Source organism: Lysinibacillus pakistanensis, from assembly GCF_030123245.1.
Lineage (GTDB): Bacteria > Bacillota > Bacilli > Bacillales_A > Planococcaceae > Lysinibacillus > Lysinibacillus pakistanensis.
The window spans coordinates 2,937,959-2,954,160 of sequence record NZ_CP126101.1; the positions used below are offsets into that span (position 1 = coordinate 2,937,959).

Below are 16,202 nucleotides of genomic sequence, written 5' to 3' on the forward strand. Positions count from 1 at the left end.
GATATATAAAAATTTCTATGAATGATGCTGAGCAGATGTTATGTCTAGCTCATGCTCTTGAGAAACTGGTGCTCTTTTTAAAGAGAAAATAGCACAGCCTAATGCACATAAAACTAAAATGGCACCAAAGCTAGATAAATGCATAACAGACCCCGTTACAGCAAACATTGCTCCTCCAACAGCAGAACCTAAAGATATTCCAATCTGTAAGGCGGCTGTATTTAAGCTTTGTTGAATATCAGATGTTTTCGGATCAATTTGTATTAAATAATTTTGTAGCGGAGGAGTAAGTGCCCAGCTAAGTGCCCCCCATAAAACCGTGACAATTAGAAACAGTGGTAAGGCAATAATTGTATAAGGAATACTAAATAATACAACCGCAAATGCTGAGACAACCATGATAATCGCTTTCCCAGTACCAATCTTATCACTCAACCAGCCACCAAGTGCATTCCCACTGACAGATGCGATTCCAAAGATTAGATAACAAATACTAATCCATGAAGCATTCATATGAAATGCTTCTACTAAAAACGGTGTGAGGTATGCATAGAGCATATAATGACCTGCCAGCATAAAAAGTGTAGTTAGTTGAGCACTAAAGATTTTTAAATTAGCCAATGATTTAATTTGAGCCTTTAATGGGACTACTTCGACCACTGGCATTTTTTCAAGCAGCAACGCAATAAGAATCATGGATAGCGTTGAAAGAAGAGCAATTCCTAAGAACACAGCTCGCCAGCCAAATGCCTCTGTCACAAAAATGCCCATTGGTACACCAATAACAAGTGCGGAACTAACACCAACAAAAACAAGCCCCAATGCTTTCGCACGATGTCTTGGTTCGACAATCTTTGTTGTAATCGTTAAGGATAAGACAATCACTAACGCTGTGCTCATCGCTGTGAAAATTCTAGCAACCATCACTGTCAGGAATGTTGTACTAAAAAATGTCATGATATTCCCAATAGTGAAGATTAATAAAGAAATAAGATATAAACGCTTCCTTTCCACTTTTGCTGTTAATGATAAAAGGACAGGCGCTGAAATTGCATAGACAAGCGCAAAAATGGTAATTAATTGACCTGCCGTTGCTAAGGACACATTTAAATCCTCCGCAATTTTTGGTAATATACCACCAACAATTAACTCCACTAATCCTACTGCAAAGGTAGTAGCAGCAAGAATGTAAACTCTCCAATTCATCGTAATCACCCTTCCATTAGATATCATTTCTGTAGAGGATTCTAGGCTAACAAAAACAAAAAAATCCTGACTACAAAAATGAAGCACAATTTTTGTAGTCAGGATTTTATGGTTCCTGGTAGAGACCCTCAATCCATATTATTGAGGTTATACAGATCAAATATTTACCCTAGCTATATTAGCATATTGAATTTTACATGACAACAGTTTTTTAGGATTCTAATTTACATTCACTATACAAAAATGGTTATAAATAGAATTTTATACCATTTATCTGTACATGTAGCTAGCAACTTACAATAAAAAATGCCATTTACAGAAGAAAGATTTTAGATTTAGCTTATATTTTTTCAAATTTGACCATACATAATACTAGAAAGAATATTGCGAGGTGATTGTTTGCGTATAGTAGGTTTAGTATGCTATTTCTTAGTGTTGTTTTATGGCGTTGAACTAGTAATAGAAGAGCTTGCAATCAATGAACCAGCAAACATTTCCTCTAAACTAGGAAAACAGCCAATTCCCCTCAAAGAAACTGTAGAAAATTCAACGGTTTGTGTCTATTATCCCACTTATAAAGAATGTACGGCTCTATCAAATAACTAAAAAGACAAAAAAATAAATTGCAAAAGGCAGAAATATTGATTGAAAACAATATTTCTGCCTTTTCAGTTTTACATATTTATTATTTAGGCATTCTTTATTTTTTTGAACCAATATGGAATTGATTAAACGGATAGAGTGTGACCTTAGCTTCACCGTAAATGGCATCTTTAGAAATTAAACCATAATGACGGCTATCGTAACTTTTTAGGCGATTGTCACCAAGAACAAAATACATTCCCTCAGGCACCTTTTTTTCATTGACCAGTTGCTCTAAGGAAAAATTTTCTGTAATGCGTAATTGATTCGGATCATCCGTTTGACGATTTACATAATCCTCTTTATAGGCCTTACCATTAACATAGAGAACATCATCCTTCATTTCAACCGTGTCACCAGGCAAACCAATTACCCGTTTGATATATAACTCGTCCTCTGTTGGTGATTGAAAAACAATTTGATCAAAGCGTTCAATTTTACTCGTTTTACTAACAATAATGATATCCTTATCATGATAAGTGGGATACATCGAAGCACCCTGCACTTTAATCGGTGCGAATAAAAATTGCTTACAGCCTAATACAACAATAGCTGTAATCACAATAATTTTAAGATAGGATAGTATTTCTTTTTTTAAATTTGTTTTTTCCTCTTGCATACTCATTCCCCGATACTGTTTTCTTATAGTATAACATTTTCTAAAGTGTATTGACGAATGATTCACATAAATTGTTTCATAGCCACAAAAAATAGACAAAGCCTTTTTTACTTTGCCTAGATTGATTCATATTTGTTTTAATTATCAATGGTTACTTTGCGTAGCAGAGTGGTGTTGTTCATTGAATAAGTCTACTGCTAAAAAAATACCAACAGGTAATGCAACTGCTAATAAAATTGTGCCTATGATCATCACAATCACTCCCTTAACCATTTCTAAATAAAAGTATACACTAAATTTTCTGACATTTCAATTCAATTTCGCCTTGGCGTAATTGTAGCTGCCACTTTGCTTCGCTACAGATAAACAATGCGTCCGGATTTTGAATTGTGCCCAGGCCTGCAGATGTTTTTTGCGCGAAAGCGTAGCGACAGCAGCACCGAGGCAGGTCAGTTAGCCGTTTTCGCAGGATGCGAAGGTTTTAGGCTAACATCCTTTTATTCATTCCTTTGAAAATCCGTGACATCCGCCGGGAGCTTTGGGCCAACAGATGTTTTTCGTGCGAAAGCGTAGTGCTAACGCAGCGGCAGCAACATGATGTTTTTCGTGCGAAAGCGTAGTGCTAACGTAGCGGCAGCAACATGATGTTTTTTGTGCGAAAGCGTAGTGCTAACGTAGCGGCAGCAACATGATGTTTTTTGTGCGAAAGCGTAGTGCTAACGTAGCGGCAGCAACATGATGTTTTTTGTGCGAAAGCGTAGTGCTAACGTAGCGGCAGCAACATGATGTTTTTTGTGCGAAAGCGTAGTGCTAACGTAGCGGCAGCAACATGATGTTTTTTGTGCGAAAGCGTAGTGCTAACGTAGCGGCAGCAACATGATGTTAGTCACTCAGGCGTTTTCACAGGAAGTGAAGTTCTTAGCCTGAGTTCCTCTATTTCAGTAGGTGTTTGGACACCCACCAAAAAGGAACCAAAACCGCATTCATTCCACCACTTGTAGAGATGGAGTCTTCTGCTGAACGAAGATAAAAAAGAAAAAAATCATTCAACTAGGCATGCACCCTACCTGAATGATTTTTTATGTTTACATAAAGATTTTTAAGCACAATAGTTGTAACTGCTGTATAGAAGATCTGATTGGATGTTTTTGAGCCTTACGTTTAGGTACATAGCTTTGCATGCAATTATTGAGAGCTGTATACCTAAGCACCTGGGTCCTCCCATTCATTCATCTCCCTCCCCTTCACGATCAAATTTTTACAGCTACATTACTCAAAAAATAACCTTTCAACCTCCTTCCCGTTTATTTTAAATGCTCTTTTAACTCTGCTTGAATTTTTTGAAGCTCTGCATCATTTGGAATATAGTACCATATATGATTGATTTTTGTGCCATCTCCCTCTTCAAATGACAGCTGATCAATATTGCGATCCATTTTTTTATAAATACTTTGTAATTGAATTAAATCTTTCATGGTGAAATTCATACGGACATTATCCCCGACAACTTCCAGCATATCTGTAGCCTTTAGTATAGATGATGTGGAAGAAGCCTTTTTCATAACTGCCTCAATAATTTGCCGTTGACGAATTTGTCGACCAAAATCACCACGCGGATCTTCATATCGAATGCGAGAAAAAATGAGTGCCTCATCACCTGTTAAAGTGACATCTCCCTTTGGAAAATGATAGGAATTATAGGTTAAATCCATGTCATTTTCGATGGTAACGCCACCAATCGTATCAATGATTTGAAGGAAGCCATCCATATTAATAAACACATAATAATCAATTGGAATATCTAAAAAATGCTCTACCGTATCGACTGCCATGGGAACTCCCCCAAATGCATAGGCATGATTAATTTTGTCAACAGAATCATGACCTATAATCTCCGTCCGTGTATCTCGTGGTATACTAAGCATTTTCATCGTTTGTTTTTCAGGATTAACCGTTACAACAATCATTGTATCTGAACGTCCACTATCATCTTTACGCTCATCCACTCCAAGCAGTAATACAGAGAATGGTTCCTTTTTTGTTACTGTTTTTTGCTCTATCCCCCCATTGTCCGCTGATTCAATTAAGGGTGTATTTATTTTATTCATCGTTTTCTGAATGGCATAATAAGCAGTACCTATAAAAATTAAAAAAATTGCTACTAGGCTGCCTAATATCCAAAGCCATATTTTCTTCTTGCTCTTTTTCTCTTTAGAGCGCTTCATATTTTTTTCCATACATAAGTCCTTTCTTGCTAAAAAAGTTTACCCCTCTTTTTGACGTTTTAAGTTGGAAAAAAGTTAATATAGTCTATTTATATGCATATTGGACGAAAAAAAGACGTACACTAGTATTTGCTAATTATACGCCAATCTATTCCTTAATTGGTAGTTATCTACCCAATCTTTTGAAAAGTTAAATACCTACTGCCTGATTTAAAAATCTTTGTAAACCATATCACCATGAAATAATTTTCTGATTAATTGAAAATTCATTATTGTTGATATATACTATTTTTAAAATTTATAGATACATTGTCTCTATAAACGAAACAATATTGAGTGATTTTACTAACATTTAGGAGGTATTTTCAATGTATACAAAAAGAAGAGAAAAATTAGTCTCCCTTATGAAGAAAAGCTCTATCGACATGGCTGTATTGGTTCCAGGACCCAATATGTACTATTTTACGGGCTTACATTTAAAACAAAGTGAACGCATAGCTTTAGCAATAATCACGAAAGACGAAAAACTATATTTTTTAATGCCGCAAGTAGAGTTAAATAAAATGGATACCCAAAACAGTAATGCTACTTTCTCTTATTCAGATGAAGAAGGACCTTTTCATGCGCTTCAGCAATTAAAGCAACAAATAGGCTTATTGGGTATTGTGGGAGTAGAATTCGATTCCATGCATGTGAAAGAGCAAAGAACAATTGAAGGACTTACATATGAGCATTTATATGATATAGGAGAAGTGATTCGAGAACTTCGTATAAATAAAGATAGCAACGAAATTCAATTAATGAGACAAGCTGTGAACATTGTAGAGGAAAGTCTCAAAGCAACATTACCAATGATTAAAGCTGGGATTTCAGAAATGGAGGTGGCTGCGCAATTAGAGTATGAAATGAGACGTCGTGGATCTGAAGGAACACCATTTGGGACAATTGTTGCCTCTGGCTATAGAGGTGCACTTCCACATGGTAGAGCCTCTACGAAAACAATTGAAGCTGGTGAATTAATTGTTTTAGATTTTGGCTCGATTTATAAAGGCTATGTGGCGGATATAACAAGAACAGTGGCAGTAGGAGAAATTTCACCAACGTTAGAAAAAATCTATAGTATCGTTAAGCAAGCAAATGAAGCTGCCATAGAGACTATTAAACCCGGAATAACGGCTCATGAAATTGATGATACTGCAAGAGCTATTATTCAAAATGCTGGCTATGGAAGGTTTTTTACTCATCGACTAGGTCATGGGGTCGGACTAAGTGCTCATGAGGAACCATATTTAATGCAGCAAAATAAGGTAGTTTTAAAAACTGGCATGGCTTTTACCATTGAGCCGGGGATATATGTAAAGGATGTGGGCGGTGTCCGTATTGAGGATAACTTAATCGTCACAGAAGATGGCTATGAAAATTTAATGACGTTTTCCAAAGAATTAATCAATTTATAAGGCTGGGATAGACATGACAATTGATATAAAAAAGATTCAAAAGGATATGCCGCTACTGGACAAATATATCTATCTTAATACAGCTGCTGCTTCTGCAATGCCGCAGCCAGTAGTAGATGCCATGACAAGCTATATACAGAAACAAGCTAGCATTGGCCCCTATTTGCCGTCATTTCGTCAGGAAACTTATGAAAATATTGATATCGTTCGTGAAAAATCAGCAATATTTATAGGCGCAAAAAAAGAAGAAATTGCCTTTGTCCCAAACGGTTCAATGGCTATTAATTTTGTTTCAGGTGGTCTGCCATGGGAAAAAGGCGATGAAGTCATTGTTTTGGATACAGAGATGCTAAGTAACTATGTGCCTTGGCTTGCACTTAAGCAACAAGGAGTTCATTTGAAGGTTTTTAAAACAAACTTAAACTATATGGTGGATCTAGAAAAATTAGAAAAATTCATAACACCTAAAACAAAAATGATTGCATTTGCACATATGTCTAATGCTTCAGGTGCTCTTCAGCCGGCAAAGGAAATATGTCAGCTAGCCAAGAAAAAGAATATTTTAACATTAATCAATGCTAACCAAACAGTGGGCTTGATTCCTATCGATGTCAAAGATCTTGACTGTGATTTTTTACTTACCAGTGGACGAAAGTGGCTCCGAGGTCCAGAAGGCTCAGGTATTCTTTATGTTCGTGAAGAGCTTATTCAAGCACTAACACCGATTATGATTGGGTGGGGAAGCACCAATTGGGACTATCGCAACGATGACTATTCTTTTGTAGCAACAGCCAAACGCTTTGAACCTGGATGCCCTGTCATTCCTAGTATTTTAGGATTAGGTGCGGCTATCGATTATGCAAATGATATTGGCATTCATGCCATTCATCAGCAAGTAAAGCGACTAACTACTTATTTGCTAGAGCAGCTTCAATCTATAGAAGGTATGATCATATATGGGCCCCAGCAAGTAGCAAACCGTTTATCAATTACCCCTTTTAATATTGAAGGTATTTCACCAGATGATGTGACCGATTATTTAGCACAGCATGGAGTTATTATTGAGGCAGGCACCTTTATGGCAAATACAATTATGGAACGTAACAACATCAATAAGATGGCTCGTTTCTCGCCACATTATTTTAATACGTTCAAGGAAATTGATGATGCCATTTCATTGATAAAAGAATTTCGATAACTAACAAAAGCAAGGGCTCAGCATAGAGAAAACATCTGAGCCTTTTGTGGATTACTCATGATATAATTTAAAGCTAAATTGATCGAAATATCGTTGGATACTCATCGCTGCATATTGGAGCACTTTGACCATATCAGGTAGCTTTTCCTCTACTGGTTTACGATAATTAGGGCCAGCAATGGTTAATGAAGCAATAATCTCACCTTTATTATTAAATAGTGGTACACCGAGACCAAATACTGAATGAGCATACTCTCCTGTAGTGAAGCACCAGCCCTGCGTTCGAATCTTGTCTAAATCAATTAACAGTTCCTCAGGGTCTGTAATTGTTTCAGTTGTTAACTTTTTCATGCCACTATTCATAATGTCCTTCTGCTTCTCTTCTGGAAGGTAAGCCATAATGGTCTTACAAGAAGCACCTATGTATAACGGTGTACGAGTCCCCATTGAAACAGAGAACTTAATTGTTTGCGAGCTTTCTGCAATTTCAACCGTTACACCATCTGCTCCGTCAAGCCATGTTAAAAAAACGGATTCTTTTATTTCCTCAGATAGTTTTTTCATGATTGGTAAAACAAAATCAGAAAGATTCAATTTTTCTTTTACCATTTGCCCATATTCTAAAAAACGCAGTCCTAATTCATATTTTTTGGTCTCAGGGTTCTGGTTTAAAAAGCCATGATTTTCAAAGGTAGCTAAAATCCTGTAAATGATAGAATGGCTTATATTCATTTCTTTTGCTAATTCACGCACGCCCCATGCTGGATTCTCTTTACTAAAATATTTTAACACTTCTAATGAATTATCTAATGTTTTTAATGCCATTTTTCACCTCGAATGTCTCTATATTAGAACCACAATTCAATTATAAAATGTATCTACATAATTTTCAATCCTGCGAGCTAAATTATGTATATATTTTACAATAAAGAAAGCCACCTCATAATGAAGCGACTCCTATATCTATATATTTTTGTCTTGTATTCCTTGCACTAATTTTTCTTGAATCAGTAAATAGTGTGCAATCTCTTCCTCATTCAATACTTCAAAAAGCTGTATAAAAACTTCTTGTCCAATGGATTGGGCTTTTGATAAGGCTTTTTCACCTTCTGTTGTAATTTGTAAGCGAATTGTACGGCGATCAGATGGATCATATAATCGTTCGGCCAAACCGAGCTTGACTAATTTTTCAGCAATATTCGTCATTGCTCCTTTTGTATAGCCAATCGTTTCTGCTAATTCAGCTTGTTTTTGAGGTCCTTTTGTCTGAAGCTCATTTAAAACTAGAATTGGTGAAATCCCTAATGGATAGGGAAATGATTTTGTAAAACGAATAATATTAGCATTGTTCATTTGCTCAATCATATGAATGAGTTTAAAAATATTTGTTTGTTTCAAAAAAATCCTCCTCGAAGCCCCAAGTAATTAGTGAAGCATCACTAAACCCCCACCCCATAATGGTTTGGCCAGTGATATATTGCGCATCAAAACAGCTACACGACCAATATCTTATTCAACATCACCGAAGCAACCTAGCGGGATTTTACTTCTAACAGCTCCATAATACTTGGGTTGTGCTTTTGCCTATGCTTGTAAACCTGGTGAATGCAAGTGGACTAATACTATTTACATTAATATCAAAACGTCCCCATTCATTTGCTGCAACGCAAGACAGACCCCGTATAAGCCGACTGTGTTTCATGCCCTTGTAAGCCAGCACCAGATGCATAGTTAATAACATTTTGTTTCTTTTAAATAGGGAATGCTGTTTTACATTGAATAAAAAATCCTATCCCAAATGATAAATCAAGATCTGCCTGTGTCGTATCTTCTATTGTAACTTGTATTGCGCATGGGCGTTATTAACTAGCACATCTAGTTTACCGTATTTTTCTATCACTGTATCGATAATTTTTGGCAATTGATCACCGTCCAATCAATTTTGCCATGGTATAATTGCGCCCAGAATCGGCTTTGTGATTACATAAAGACTCCTTATCGCGAAGCCTTTATAATTCATTTGCAATCTGCTTGACAATGGCATCTATGGTTGGGATAGCTGACGTTTTATTGGCCTGTGTTAAAATACTAAAAATATACCACTTACCACTTTTCCCTTTGACATAGCCACTTAAGGCATGAGCACCAGAAATATACCCAGTTTTAGCAGATACACTATATCCCTGCAAGCGATTTTCTAATGTCGCCCCAACAAGCTTGCCTTTTCTTCCTGCATGAGGCAATGCATCTAAGTAGGAGTAATACCAAGACTTACTTCGAATTTTATACAACAGTAGACTTTCTTGCATACTGCTTACACGATTTTGATGATTTAGACCTGAACCATCTTCAAAATACCACTGCTCCATATTTAGCCCATTATCATTACCATATGTACGAATTGCTTGAATGCCTGCTGACCAGCTTCCTTCTCCAAGTAGTTCCCGTCCAAGTTGCTTTGTGAGCATTTCTCCCATACCATTTATACTTAGTTTTAAAAATCGAAAATTAATATCCTTTAATGGCTTCGAATAGGAAATTCCTACTCTCATTGCATTGTCGGGTACCTCGCCAACCTCCAGAGGCATTGTTTGGATTCCCTTTGCTAGTAATTTTTCCCGAAATACATCAAGTGTATACAAAGTTGGATCATAAACAGTCACATATGTACTTTTCTCTGTACCAGCTGGTAAATTTCCTTTAGCAACAATACGGTCTGTACCATATTCTCGTGTAATTGCTACGGTATTTTTTTCACCCTTTTTAACGATTCTAGTCTTATTTACAATGGGAATTGTACTAGCAAACGGGGCAAGCTGAACATTTGCCACAGTCCCAATCTTTGAGCCAGTCACTTTTACTTGCACAGTAGCAATATCATATTGATCATTTGGTGAAATCGTTAATGCTGAAATACGTGATGCATAGGATAGTGCTTCATCCTGAGGAACAATGCCTTTTGCTAAACGATCTTTATCAAACCATGTATCATCGGCAATTAAGGAGCCTGTGATTTTTGAAATCCCTATTTTTTTTAGTCCATTAGCAAATGATTCTAAATGAGCTGGTAAAAGCGTTGGATCTCCTCCGCCCTGTAAATAAATATTGCCATGAAGAACACCCTCTTCTATTGGTCCATCGACATAGACCTTTGTCTCAAATCGATAATCTGATCCAAGCATATCCAATGCAGCAGCACTCACTAAAAGCTTATGTGTTGAAGCAGGACGTATCATTTTATCACCGTTTTTGTTGTAAAGGATATTTCCTGTCTCCATATCTCGTACGGTAATACTGTACTCATTATTCTTCCAGTTTTTTGAGATAATACTATTCACTTTTGTTGTCATTGTTTGTTCACTTGCTTCCACATTGTCCATAAAAGTGATTGGAAAGCAGCACAGCAGAAAGATCATTGTACAAATTATAAATTTCCTTTTCATAGTTCCTCCAATTGGTAAATTTCAACTTTTATCACTTTATTCTACGGAAAAAGTTTGCCTTTTACAATGAAACACCTTCATTATTTTACAAAGAATGCTATGTCACCTTTTTTCTTCGACAAGAATAAACTGAAATAGCTAGCTAAATCACTTTTAAAGAAAGGAGTTGGTGATAATGGGTGCCAAATGGATAAAGATTTCAGTCATGTATTTAGTGATTGTTTTGGCGTTTGGACTGTTTATGCATTATACAATTCAGCTTCAATGGACAGCAACACATGCTCATATTGGTGTAGTAGGTTGGCTAACAACTGGATTCATTGGTTTAATTTATTCTATTTATAAGGATGCAGCCGAAACAGGGCTTGCAAGAGCTCAATTTTGGCTTTATAATATCGGATTGCCATTTCTATTGGTCGGCATGATGATGGTATATATTGATGTACCTCACTGGTTATTTGAGCTCTTCGTATCAGGTGGTGGTATTGCTGTAGGTCTTTCTATGTTATTGTTCTTCGTTAATGTCTTTAAATATGTAAAAAGCACATCTTAAAAAAAGCCCCACTTTTTTTGTAAAGTGGGGCTTCCATCTATCAAACCTAATTATTGATGCAATGAATTTGCCTGCATCTGATACATTTTTTCGTAAATACCGCCCTGTGCTAATAATTCATCATGTGTACCTCGCTCTACAATCTTACCTCGATCTAATACAAGGATACGGTCTGCATTTTTAATAGTAGAAAGTCTATGCGCAATGATAAATGTTGTACGCCCTTTTTTCAGCACATCCATCGCATGCTGAATAATTTCCTCTGTTTCTGTATCAATATTTGAAGTAGCCTCATCTAATATTAAAATAGCAGGGTCAAAGGCTAGCGCTCTAGCAAAGGATATAAGCTGCCGCTGTCCAGATGACAACGTACTCCCCTTTTCAATCACTGGCTCATCATAGCCATTTGGTAGATTAGCTAAAACACGCTCCCCACCAACAGCCTTCAATGAAGCTTCTATTTTTTCACGTGAGATTTTAGGGTTATTTAAACTAACGTTCGCAGCAATCGTTCCCGTAAATAAATATGGGTCCTGTAAAACAATGCCCATATGCTCACGCATTGTTTGTCGTGGCACCGAAGTAATATCTATACCATCGATAGTAATTTTTCCTTTAGATGGATCATAGAAGCGGAATAATAGGTTCATAATAGAGCTTTTCCCAGATCCAGTATGACCTACTAAGGCAATTGTTTCGCCTTGATGAGCTTCAAAGGAAAGGTTTTTCAATACATATTCCTCGTTTTTATAGGCAAAGGAAACATCTTCGAAAACCACATTTCCTTCATATCTTGGTATGCTTTTTTCAGAGACAGGCTCACCACTAATATCCAGCACCTCGAATACACGTTTTCCTGCAACAAGTGAACGTTCCAGCTGAGAAAACTGATTGACAATATTTGTGATAGGATTGAATAATTTTGTTAAGTAATCCACAAAGGCATACAAGGTTCCCGCGGATATCACTTGCGTTGCCGTAAAGGACTGTGTACCAAAGTAGAAAATAAAGACTGTAAACATGATCAATCTTAATGTATTAACAAGGTTAAAGGAAGTCGCTGAATCAAGAACAAGCAGCTTGCGTTCATACGCATAATGCTCATTATTCATATCATCAAATTCCTTTGTCATTTGCTGCTCTCGACGAAATGCCTGAATAATTGTCATTCCTTGAATGGATTCATTGATCATAGCGTTGATATCTGCAATTTTGGTACGAATGACATCATTATACTTAGAAGCAAATTTACGATATAAAATCATCCATAAATAAATAACTGGAATCATGAGTAAGGCTAACATAGCCATTTTCCAGTTTAAAATGAAAAGTGCAATGTAAACACCAATAATTGAAATGAAACTCGTTGCAAAATTGGATAGTACCTGTACATATAAATTTCGAACTGCCTCCGTATCATTCGTAACACGGGCTACAATTTTTCCAGCTGGTAAATTATCGAAATATTGTATTGGTAGTGTTTGAATATGCTCAAATACATCCTTACGCAATTTTTGTACTACGCGGTTAGCACCAATTTGCAAATAAATATACATAAAATAGCGTAATACCGCAGTAGCAATTGCTAAAATTAAATATACTAGTAACAGCCATGTAATTGGTTTTATTTCCATGTGACCGATTGTCATATAATTATCAATGATATGTTTGGCAATAAATGGCCCAACAAGCTCGGTAAATACGGCAATTGTTAAGAAAAATAAGCCAAGGAAAATTGGTTTTTTAAAGTACATGGCGTAGCGTGTTAAACGTTGACTCGTACTCATGAGGCACCTCCTTCTAGCTGCTGACGGTCGAATTGCTCTTTATACCATCCCTGTAGTGCAAGAAGCTGCTCATGTGTGCCCTGTTCAATAATTTGACCTTCATCTAGCACGATGATTATATCTGCATGCTGTATGCCTGATAATCGATGTGTGGTAATAATTGTCGTTTTATCTTGACGTTCCCGTTGAATATTTTCAATAATTTTTGCCTCTGTTTTAGCATCTACAGCAGATAATGAATCATCCAGCATTAAAATTTCAGGATCCTTAATTAAGGCACGTGCAATGGACACACGTTGCTTTTGTCCTCCTGAAAGGGAGACGCCCTTTTCACCCACAAGTGTTTCAAGACCCATTGGTAAATTTTCTAAATCCTTTTCAAAGTATGCAGCGTGAATCGCCTGTTGCAATTCAGCCTGTGTTGCATCTTCTTTTCCAAATAAAATATTTTCCCGAATTGTACGTGAGAACAACACATGATCCTGTGGTACATAACCAATCCAATCGAGTAATTGCTCTTTCGTTTGTGCAGTAATATCTACTCCATCTATTGATAGCTGTCCCTCACTGATTGGATACTCACGTAATAATTGTCGTAGGAACGTTGTTTTACCAGCTCCCGTTTTCCCAACAATGCCAAGTGTCTGCCCTTTTTTCAGCGACAATGATATCCGTTGAAGGTTTTTCACCTGACTCATAGGATATTGGAATGTTAAATCATCAAAGCCAATTCCATTAGGTGTCGCAATCATTTGTGGATTCGCAATATTTTGAACATCAGCCTCGTAGTTAAGCGTTTCCTGTACACGATCAAGAGAAGCATTTCCTTGCTGCATCACATTAATAAGCTCTCCGATGGCAAATATTGGCCAAACTGCTAACCCCAAGTAAACATTAAATGTCACAAGTTGCCCTACTGTCATCGCCTCAGTGGCAACCAAATGGGCACCATAGCCAAGTGCTACAACATAACTAATGCCAGTACCTACTTTTGTAATCGGTCCAAATAAAGCGTTAATTTTTGCTGTATGCATATTTTTTTCATAGACAATTTCACTCATCTCAGCAAAATTTGCCTCATCCTTTTTTTCTTGCACATATGCACGTACAACTCGTACACCTGCAACCGACTCTAGCACACTATCATTCAGCTCTCCAAATGAATCTTGCGCCTTCATATAACGCTCATGCACAATTTTCCCTAGATATTGAATAAGAATAGCCATGATTGGAACAGGGAGCATGGCAAAAAATGTAAGCTTCCATGAAATCATATAGCCCATGGCAAAAATAATACATCCCATATAAATCGTCGAATCAATCAGGGTCATAATCCCAAACCCAGCAGTTAATGATACGGCGTTTAAATCATTAGTTGCACGAGCCATTAAATCCCCAGTGCGATTTTTTTCATAGAACGTTGGTGTCATACGTAAAAAATGCTGCATAAGATTCCGACGTAATATTTTTTCTAGATTAATAGCCCCTTCAAATAGTCGGAATTGCCACACAAAATTTAGGGCATAACCACCTATAATGATCCCCACAAATATCAAAATATACTTTGATAAAATAGCTGGTGACATTTCCCCAGCAGTCAATATATCAATAATGGACCCTAGTAAATACGGAGGTACTACCTCTAAAGCGCTGGCTATTATTAAGAACACGATTGCCACAGTATATTGCTTCCAGTATTGCTTAAAAAACCAGCTTAGCTTACTTAAAACATCAAACATACATTATAACCTTCTTTCCCTCGTGCTGTTAAAGCATTGCTACCCACTATCCAGAAATTCCTTGTTGAAAATCACGTTTTGACCTGTACTTCGCATACTATCTACACTCCTTTTTGTGTTATCACTACAACTTTTTACGCAACAAAAAAGACACATCCCCCAAAAAGAGCATGTGTCTCTTATAAAAGGCAAAGTGTAAACCATGCCTTTTTACTGCGATAGAAAAAAGTTAGGCACGGACAATGTATGCAAATGTGTTTTGAAATGATACTGTTAAATTAAACATTGTCATGCCCTCCTTTACTTGATTTGTTATAGTGTTCTTGAAGATTATCACACTTTAGAAATATTTGTCAACTATCTTCCTGTTATTTTTTACTTTTTTCAAGAAATAATTAGCGCTTTAAAGCAATGAATTACTATTCTGTGATTTCAAATGCTCATCGAATAGCGGGCATTGCATAACCACTCATGATAAAATCTTTATAGTATTTGAATTTTAAATCGCGTAGACCCCTGAGACAACTTGGTGACTTCTTATATAAATATTGACGATGAAATTACTACCTGCTTGTACAAGATAAAATTACTACCTGCTTGTACAAGATAAAATTAAGGAGCGACTAACTTTGAAATCATTTTTAGCAGTGGGAATTGGAGGATTTTTAGGGGCCATCAGTCGTTATAGTCTTAGCCTATTTTTTCCCAATACAGGTAGTTTTCCAGTTACAACACTTTGTATTAACATAATAGGTTGCTTCTTTTTAGCATGGCTTTTTACAGCTTTTCCAAAGCGTTCCCCCATAGTGTTAGGCATTGGGACAGGCTTTTTTGGTGCCTTTACAACCTTTTCGACATTTTCCTTGGAGACCCTATTACTTCTTCAAGATCATCAATGGATACAAGCCCTACTTTATTGTCTCATAAGTGTTGTTGGTGGATTAATTTGTGCATGGCTAGGACATAAGCTGGCAAAGGGGCGTTTCGAATGATTCTTATTGGTATCGGTGGATTTTTAGGTGCATTGACTAGATTTTATTTAGGGAAATGGATAGTTCATACATATCCATGGACAACATTTTTCATCAATATAACAGGTTCTTTCGCACTTGGAGTTTTGTTTGCGTTACATCTAAGCGATTGGCTGTGGCATTTTATTGGAATTGGTTTCTTAGGGGCCTATACAACCTTTTCAACATTTGGCTTTGAATCACTACAACTCGTTGAACAGAAGAAATGGAGCCATGCGATTATTTATATGAGTTCATCCATTTTGCTTGGAATACTTTGTGCGACACTTGGATTTTATATGGTATAAGAAAGGGGTGATTTT

15 protein-coding genes and 1 riboswitch are annotated in these 16,202 nt (G+C 36.6%); of the genes, 6 read left to right on the forward strand and 9 right to left on the reverse strand.

What is annotated here, in order from left to right:
* Positions 1-15: 15 nt before the first annotated feature.
* The gene (locus QNH24_RS14515; RefSeq protein WP_283868286.1) at positions 16-1,206 is read right to left on the reverse strand and encodes an MFS transporter; all 1,191 of its coding nucleotides are present in this window, start codon (positions 1,204-1,206) and stop codon (positions 16-18) included.
* 75 nt (positions 1,207-1,281) lie between these two features.
* A riboswitch (purine riboswitch) is annotated at positions 1,282-1,381 on the reverse strand.
* Positions 1,382-1,605: 224 nt separating this feature from the next.
* Between QNH24_RS14515 and QNH24_RS14520 the strand changes: the two genes are divergently transcribed.
* A complete protein-coding gene (locus QNH24_RS14520; RefSeq protein ID WP_283868287.1) occupies positions 1,606-1,812 on the forward strand; it encodes a hypothetical protein in 207 nt (68 codons plus the stop codon).
* Between the two features lie 94 nt (positions 1,813-1,906).
* On the opposite strand, the gene lepB is transcribed toward QNH24_RS14520, so the two are convergent.
* The 3 genes from lepB to QNH24_RS14535 form a co-directional block, all read right to left on the reverse strand.
* Entirely contained in the window at positions 1,907-2,467 is a 561-nt protein-coding gene (gene lepB, locus QNH24_RS14525) for a signal peptidase I (protein ID WP_283868288.1), read from the reverse strand.
* Positions 2,468-2,611: 144 nt separating this feature from the next.
* Positions 2,612-2,719 (reverse strand): transcriptional regulator, encoded by a 108-nt coding sequence (locus QNH24_RS14530; RefSeq protein WP_283868289.1) that lies wholly within the window; start codon positions 2,717-2,719, stop codon positions 2,612-2,614.
* Between the two features lie 1,052 nt (positions 2,720-3,771).
* On the reverse strand, positions 3,772-4,704 hold the full coding sequence (locus QNH24_RS14535) for an LCP family glycopolymer transferase (RefSeq protein WP_283868290.1): 933 nt from the start codon (positions 4,702-4,704) through the stop codon (positions 3,772-3,774).
* A 356-nt stretch (positions 4,705-5,060) separates the two neighbouring features.
* On the opposite strand from QNH24_RS14535, the gene QNH24_RS14540 reads away from it, so the two are divergent.
* Together QNH24_RS14540 and QNH24_RS14545 are read left to right on the forward strand one after the other, a co-directional pair.
* Positions 5,061-6,149, forward strand: a complete 1,089-nt coding sequence (locus tag QNH24_RS14540) for a M24 family metallopeptidase (protein WP_283868291.1) — start codon at positions 5,061-5,063, stop codon at positions 6,147-6,149.
* A gap of 13 nt (positions 6,150-6,162) precedes the next feature.
* Positions 6,163-7,347 carry an aminotransferase class V-fold PLP-dependent enzyme gene (locus QNH24_RS14545; protein ID WP_283868292.1) on the forward strand — a complete coding sequence of 395 codons (1,185 nt, stop codon included), beginning with the start codon at positions 6,163-6,165 and terminating at the stop codon, positions 7,345-7,347.
* Positions 7,348-7,398: 51 nt separating this feature from the next.
* On the opposite strand, the gene QNH24_RS14550 is transcribed toward QNH24_RS14545, so the two are convergent.
* The 3 genes from QNH24_RS14550 to dacB all read right to left on the reverse strand — a co-directional run bounded on the left by QNH24_RS14550 (position 7,399) and on the right by dacB (position 10,790).
* On the reverse strand, positions 7,399-8,172 hold the full coding sequence (locus QNH24_RS14550; RefSeq protein WP_283868293.1) for an IclR family transcriptional regulator: 774 nt from the start codon (positions 8,170-8,172) through the stop codon (positions 7,399-7,401).
* Between the two features lie 138 nt (positions 8,173-8,310).
* Positions 8,311-8,745, reverse strand: coding sequence for a MarR family winged helix-turn-helix transcriptional regulator (locus tag QNH24_RS14555; protein WP_283868294.1), 435 nt, complete (start codon positions 8,743-8,745; stop codon positions 8,311-8,313).
* A 611-nt stretch (positions 8,746-9,356) separates the two neighbouring features.
* Positions 9,357-10,790 (reverse strand): D-alanyl-D-alanine carboxypeptidase/D-alanyl-D-alanine endopeptidase, encoded by a 1,434-nt coding sequence (gene dacB, locus QNH24_RS14560; protein ID WP_283868295.1) that lies wholly within the window; start codon positions 10,788-10,790, stop codon positions 9,357-9,359.
* Between the two features lie 175 nt (positions 10,791-10,965).
* Here dacB and QNH24_RS14565 point away from each other — a divergent pair, with 175 nt between their 5' ends.
* Positions 10,966-11,343: a hypothetical protein gene (locus QNH24_RS14565; protein ID WP_283868296.1), complete on the forward strand. Its 378-nt coding sequence runs from the start codon at positions 10,966-10,968 to the stop codon at positions 11,341-11,343.
* A gap of 50 nt (positions 11,344-11,393) precedes the next feature.
* Here the strand turns inward: QNH24_RS14565 and QNH24_RS14570 are convergent, their stop codons facing one another.
* Together QNH24_RS14570 and QNH24_RS14575 are read right to left on the reverse strand one after the other, a co-directional pair.
* Positions 11,394-13,130, reverse strand: coding sequence for an ABC transporter ATP-binding protein (locus QNH24_RS14570; protein WP_283868297.1), 1,737 nt, complete (start codon positions 13,128-13,130; stop codon positions 11,394-11,396).
* The gene (locus QNH24_RS14575) at positions 13,127-14,869 is read right to left on the reverse strand and encodes an ABC transporter ATP-binding protein (protein WP_283868298.1); all 1,743 of its coding nucleotides are present in this window, start codon (positions 14,867-14,869) and stop codon (positions 13,127-13,129) included. Before QNH24_RS14575 ends, QNH24_RS14570 begins: the two co-directional genes overlap by 4 nt.
* Before the next feature lie 629 nt (positions 14,870-15,498).
* On the opposite strand from QNH24_RS14575, the gene crcB reads away from it, so the two are divergent.
* Together crcB and QNH24_RS14585 are read left to right on the forward strand one after the other, a co-directional pair.
* Complete coding sequence (gene crcB, locus QNH24_RS14580) at positions 15,499-15,861, forward strand: fluoride efflux transporter CrcB (protein ID WP_283868299.1); 363 nt, start codon at positions 15,499-15,501, stop codon at positions 15,859-15,861.
* The gene (locus tag QNH24_RS14585; RefSeq protein WP_283868300.1) at positions 15,858-16,187 is read left to right on the forward strand and encodes a fluoride efflux transporter FluC; all 330 of its coding nucleotides are present in this window, start codon (positions 15,858-15,860) and stop codon (positions 16,185-16,187) included. Before crcB ends, QNH24_RS14585 begins: the two co-directional genes overlap by 4 nt.
* Positions 16,188-16,202 lie beyond the last annotated feature (15 nt).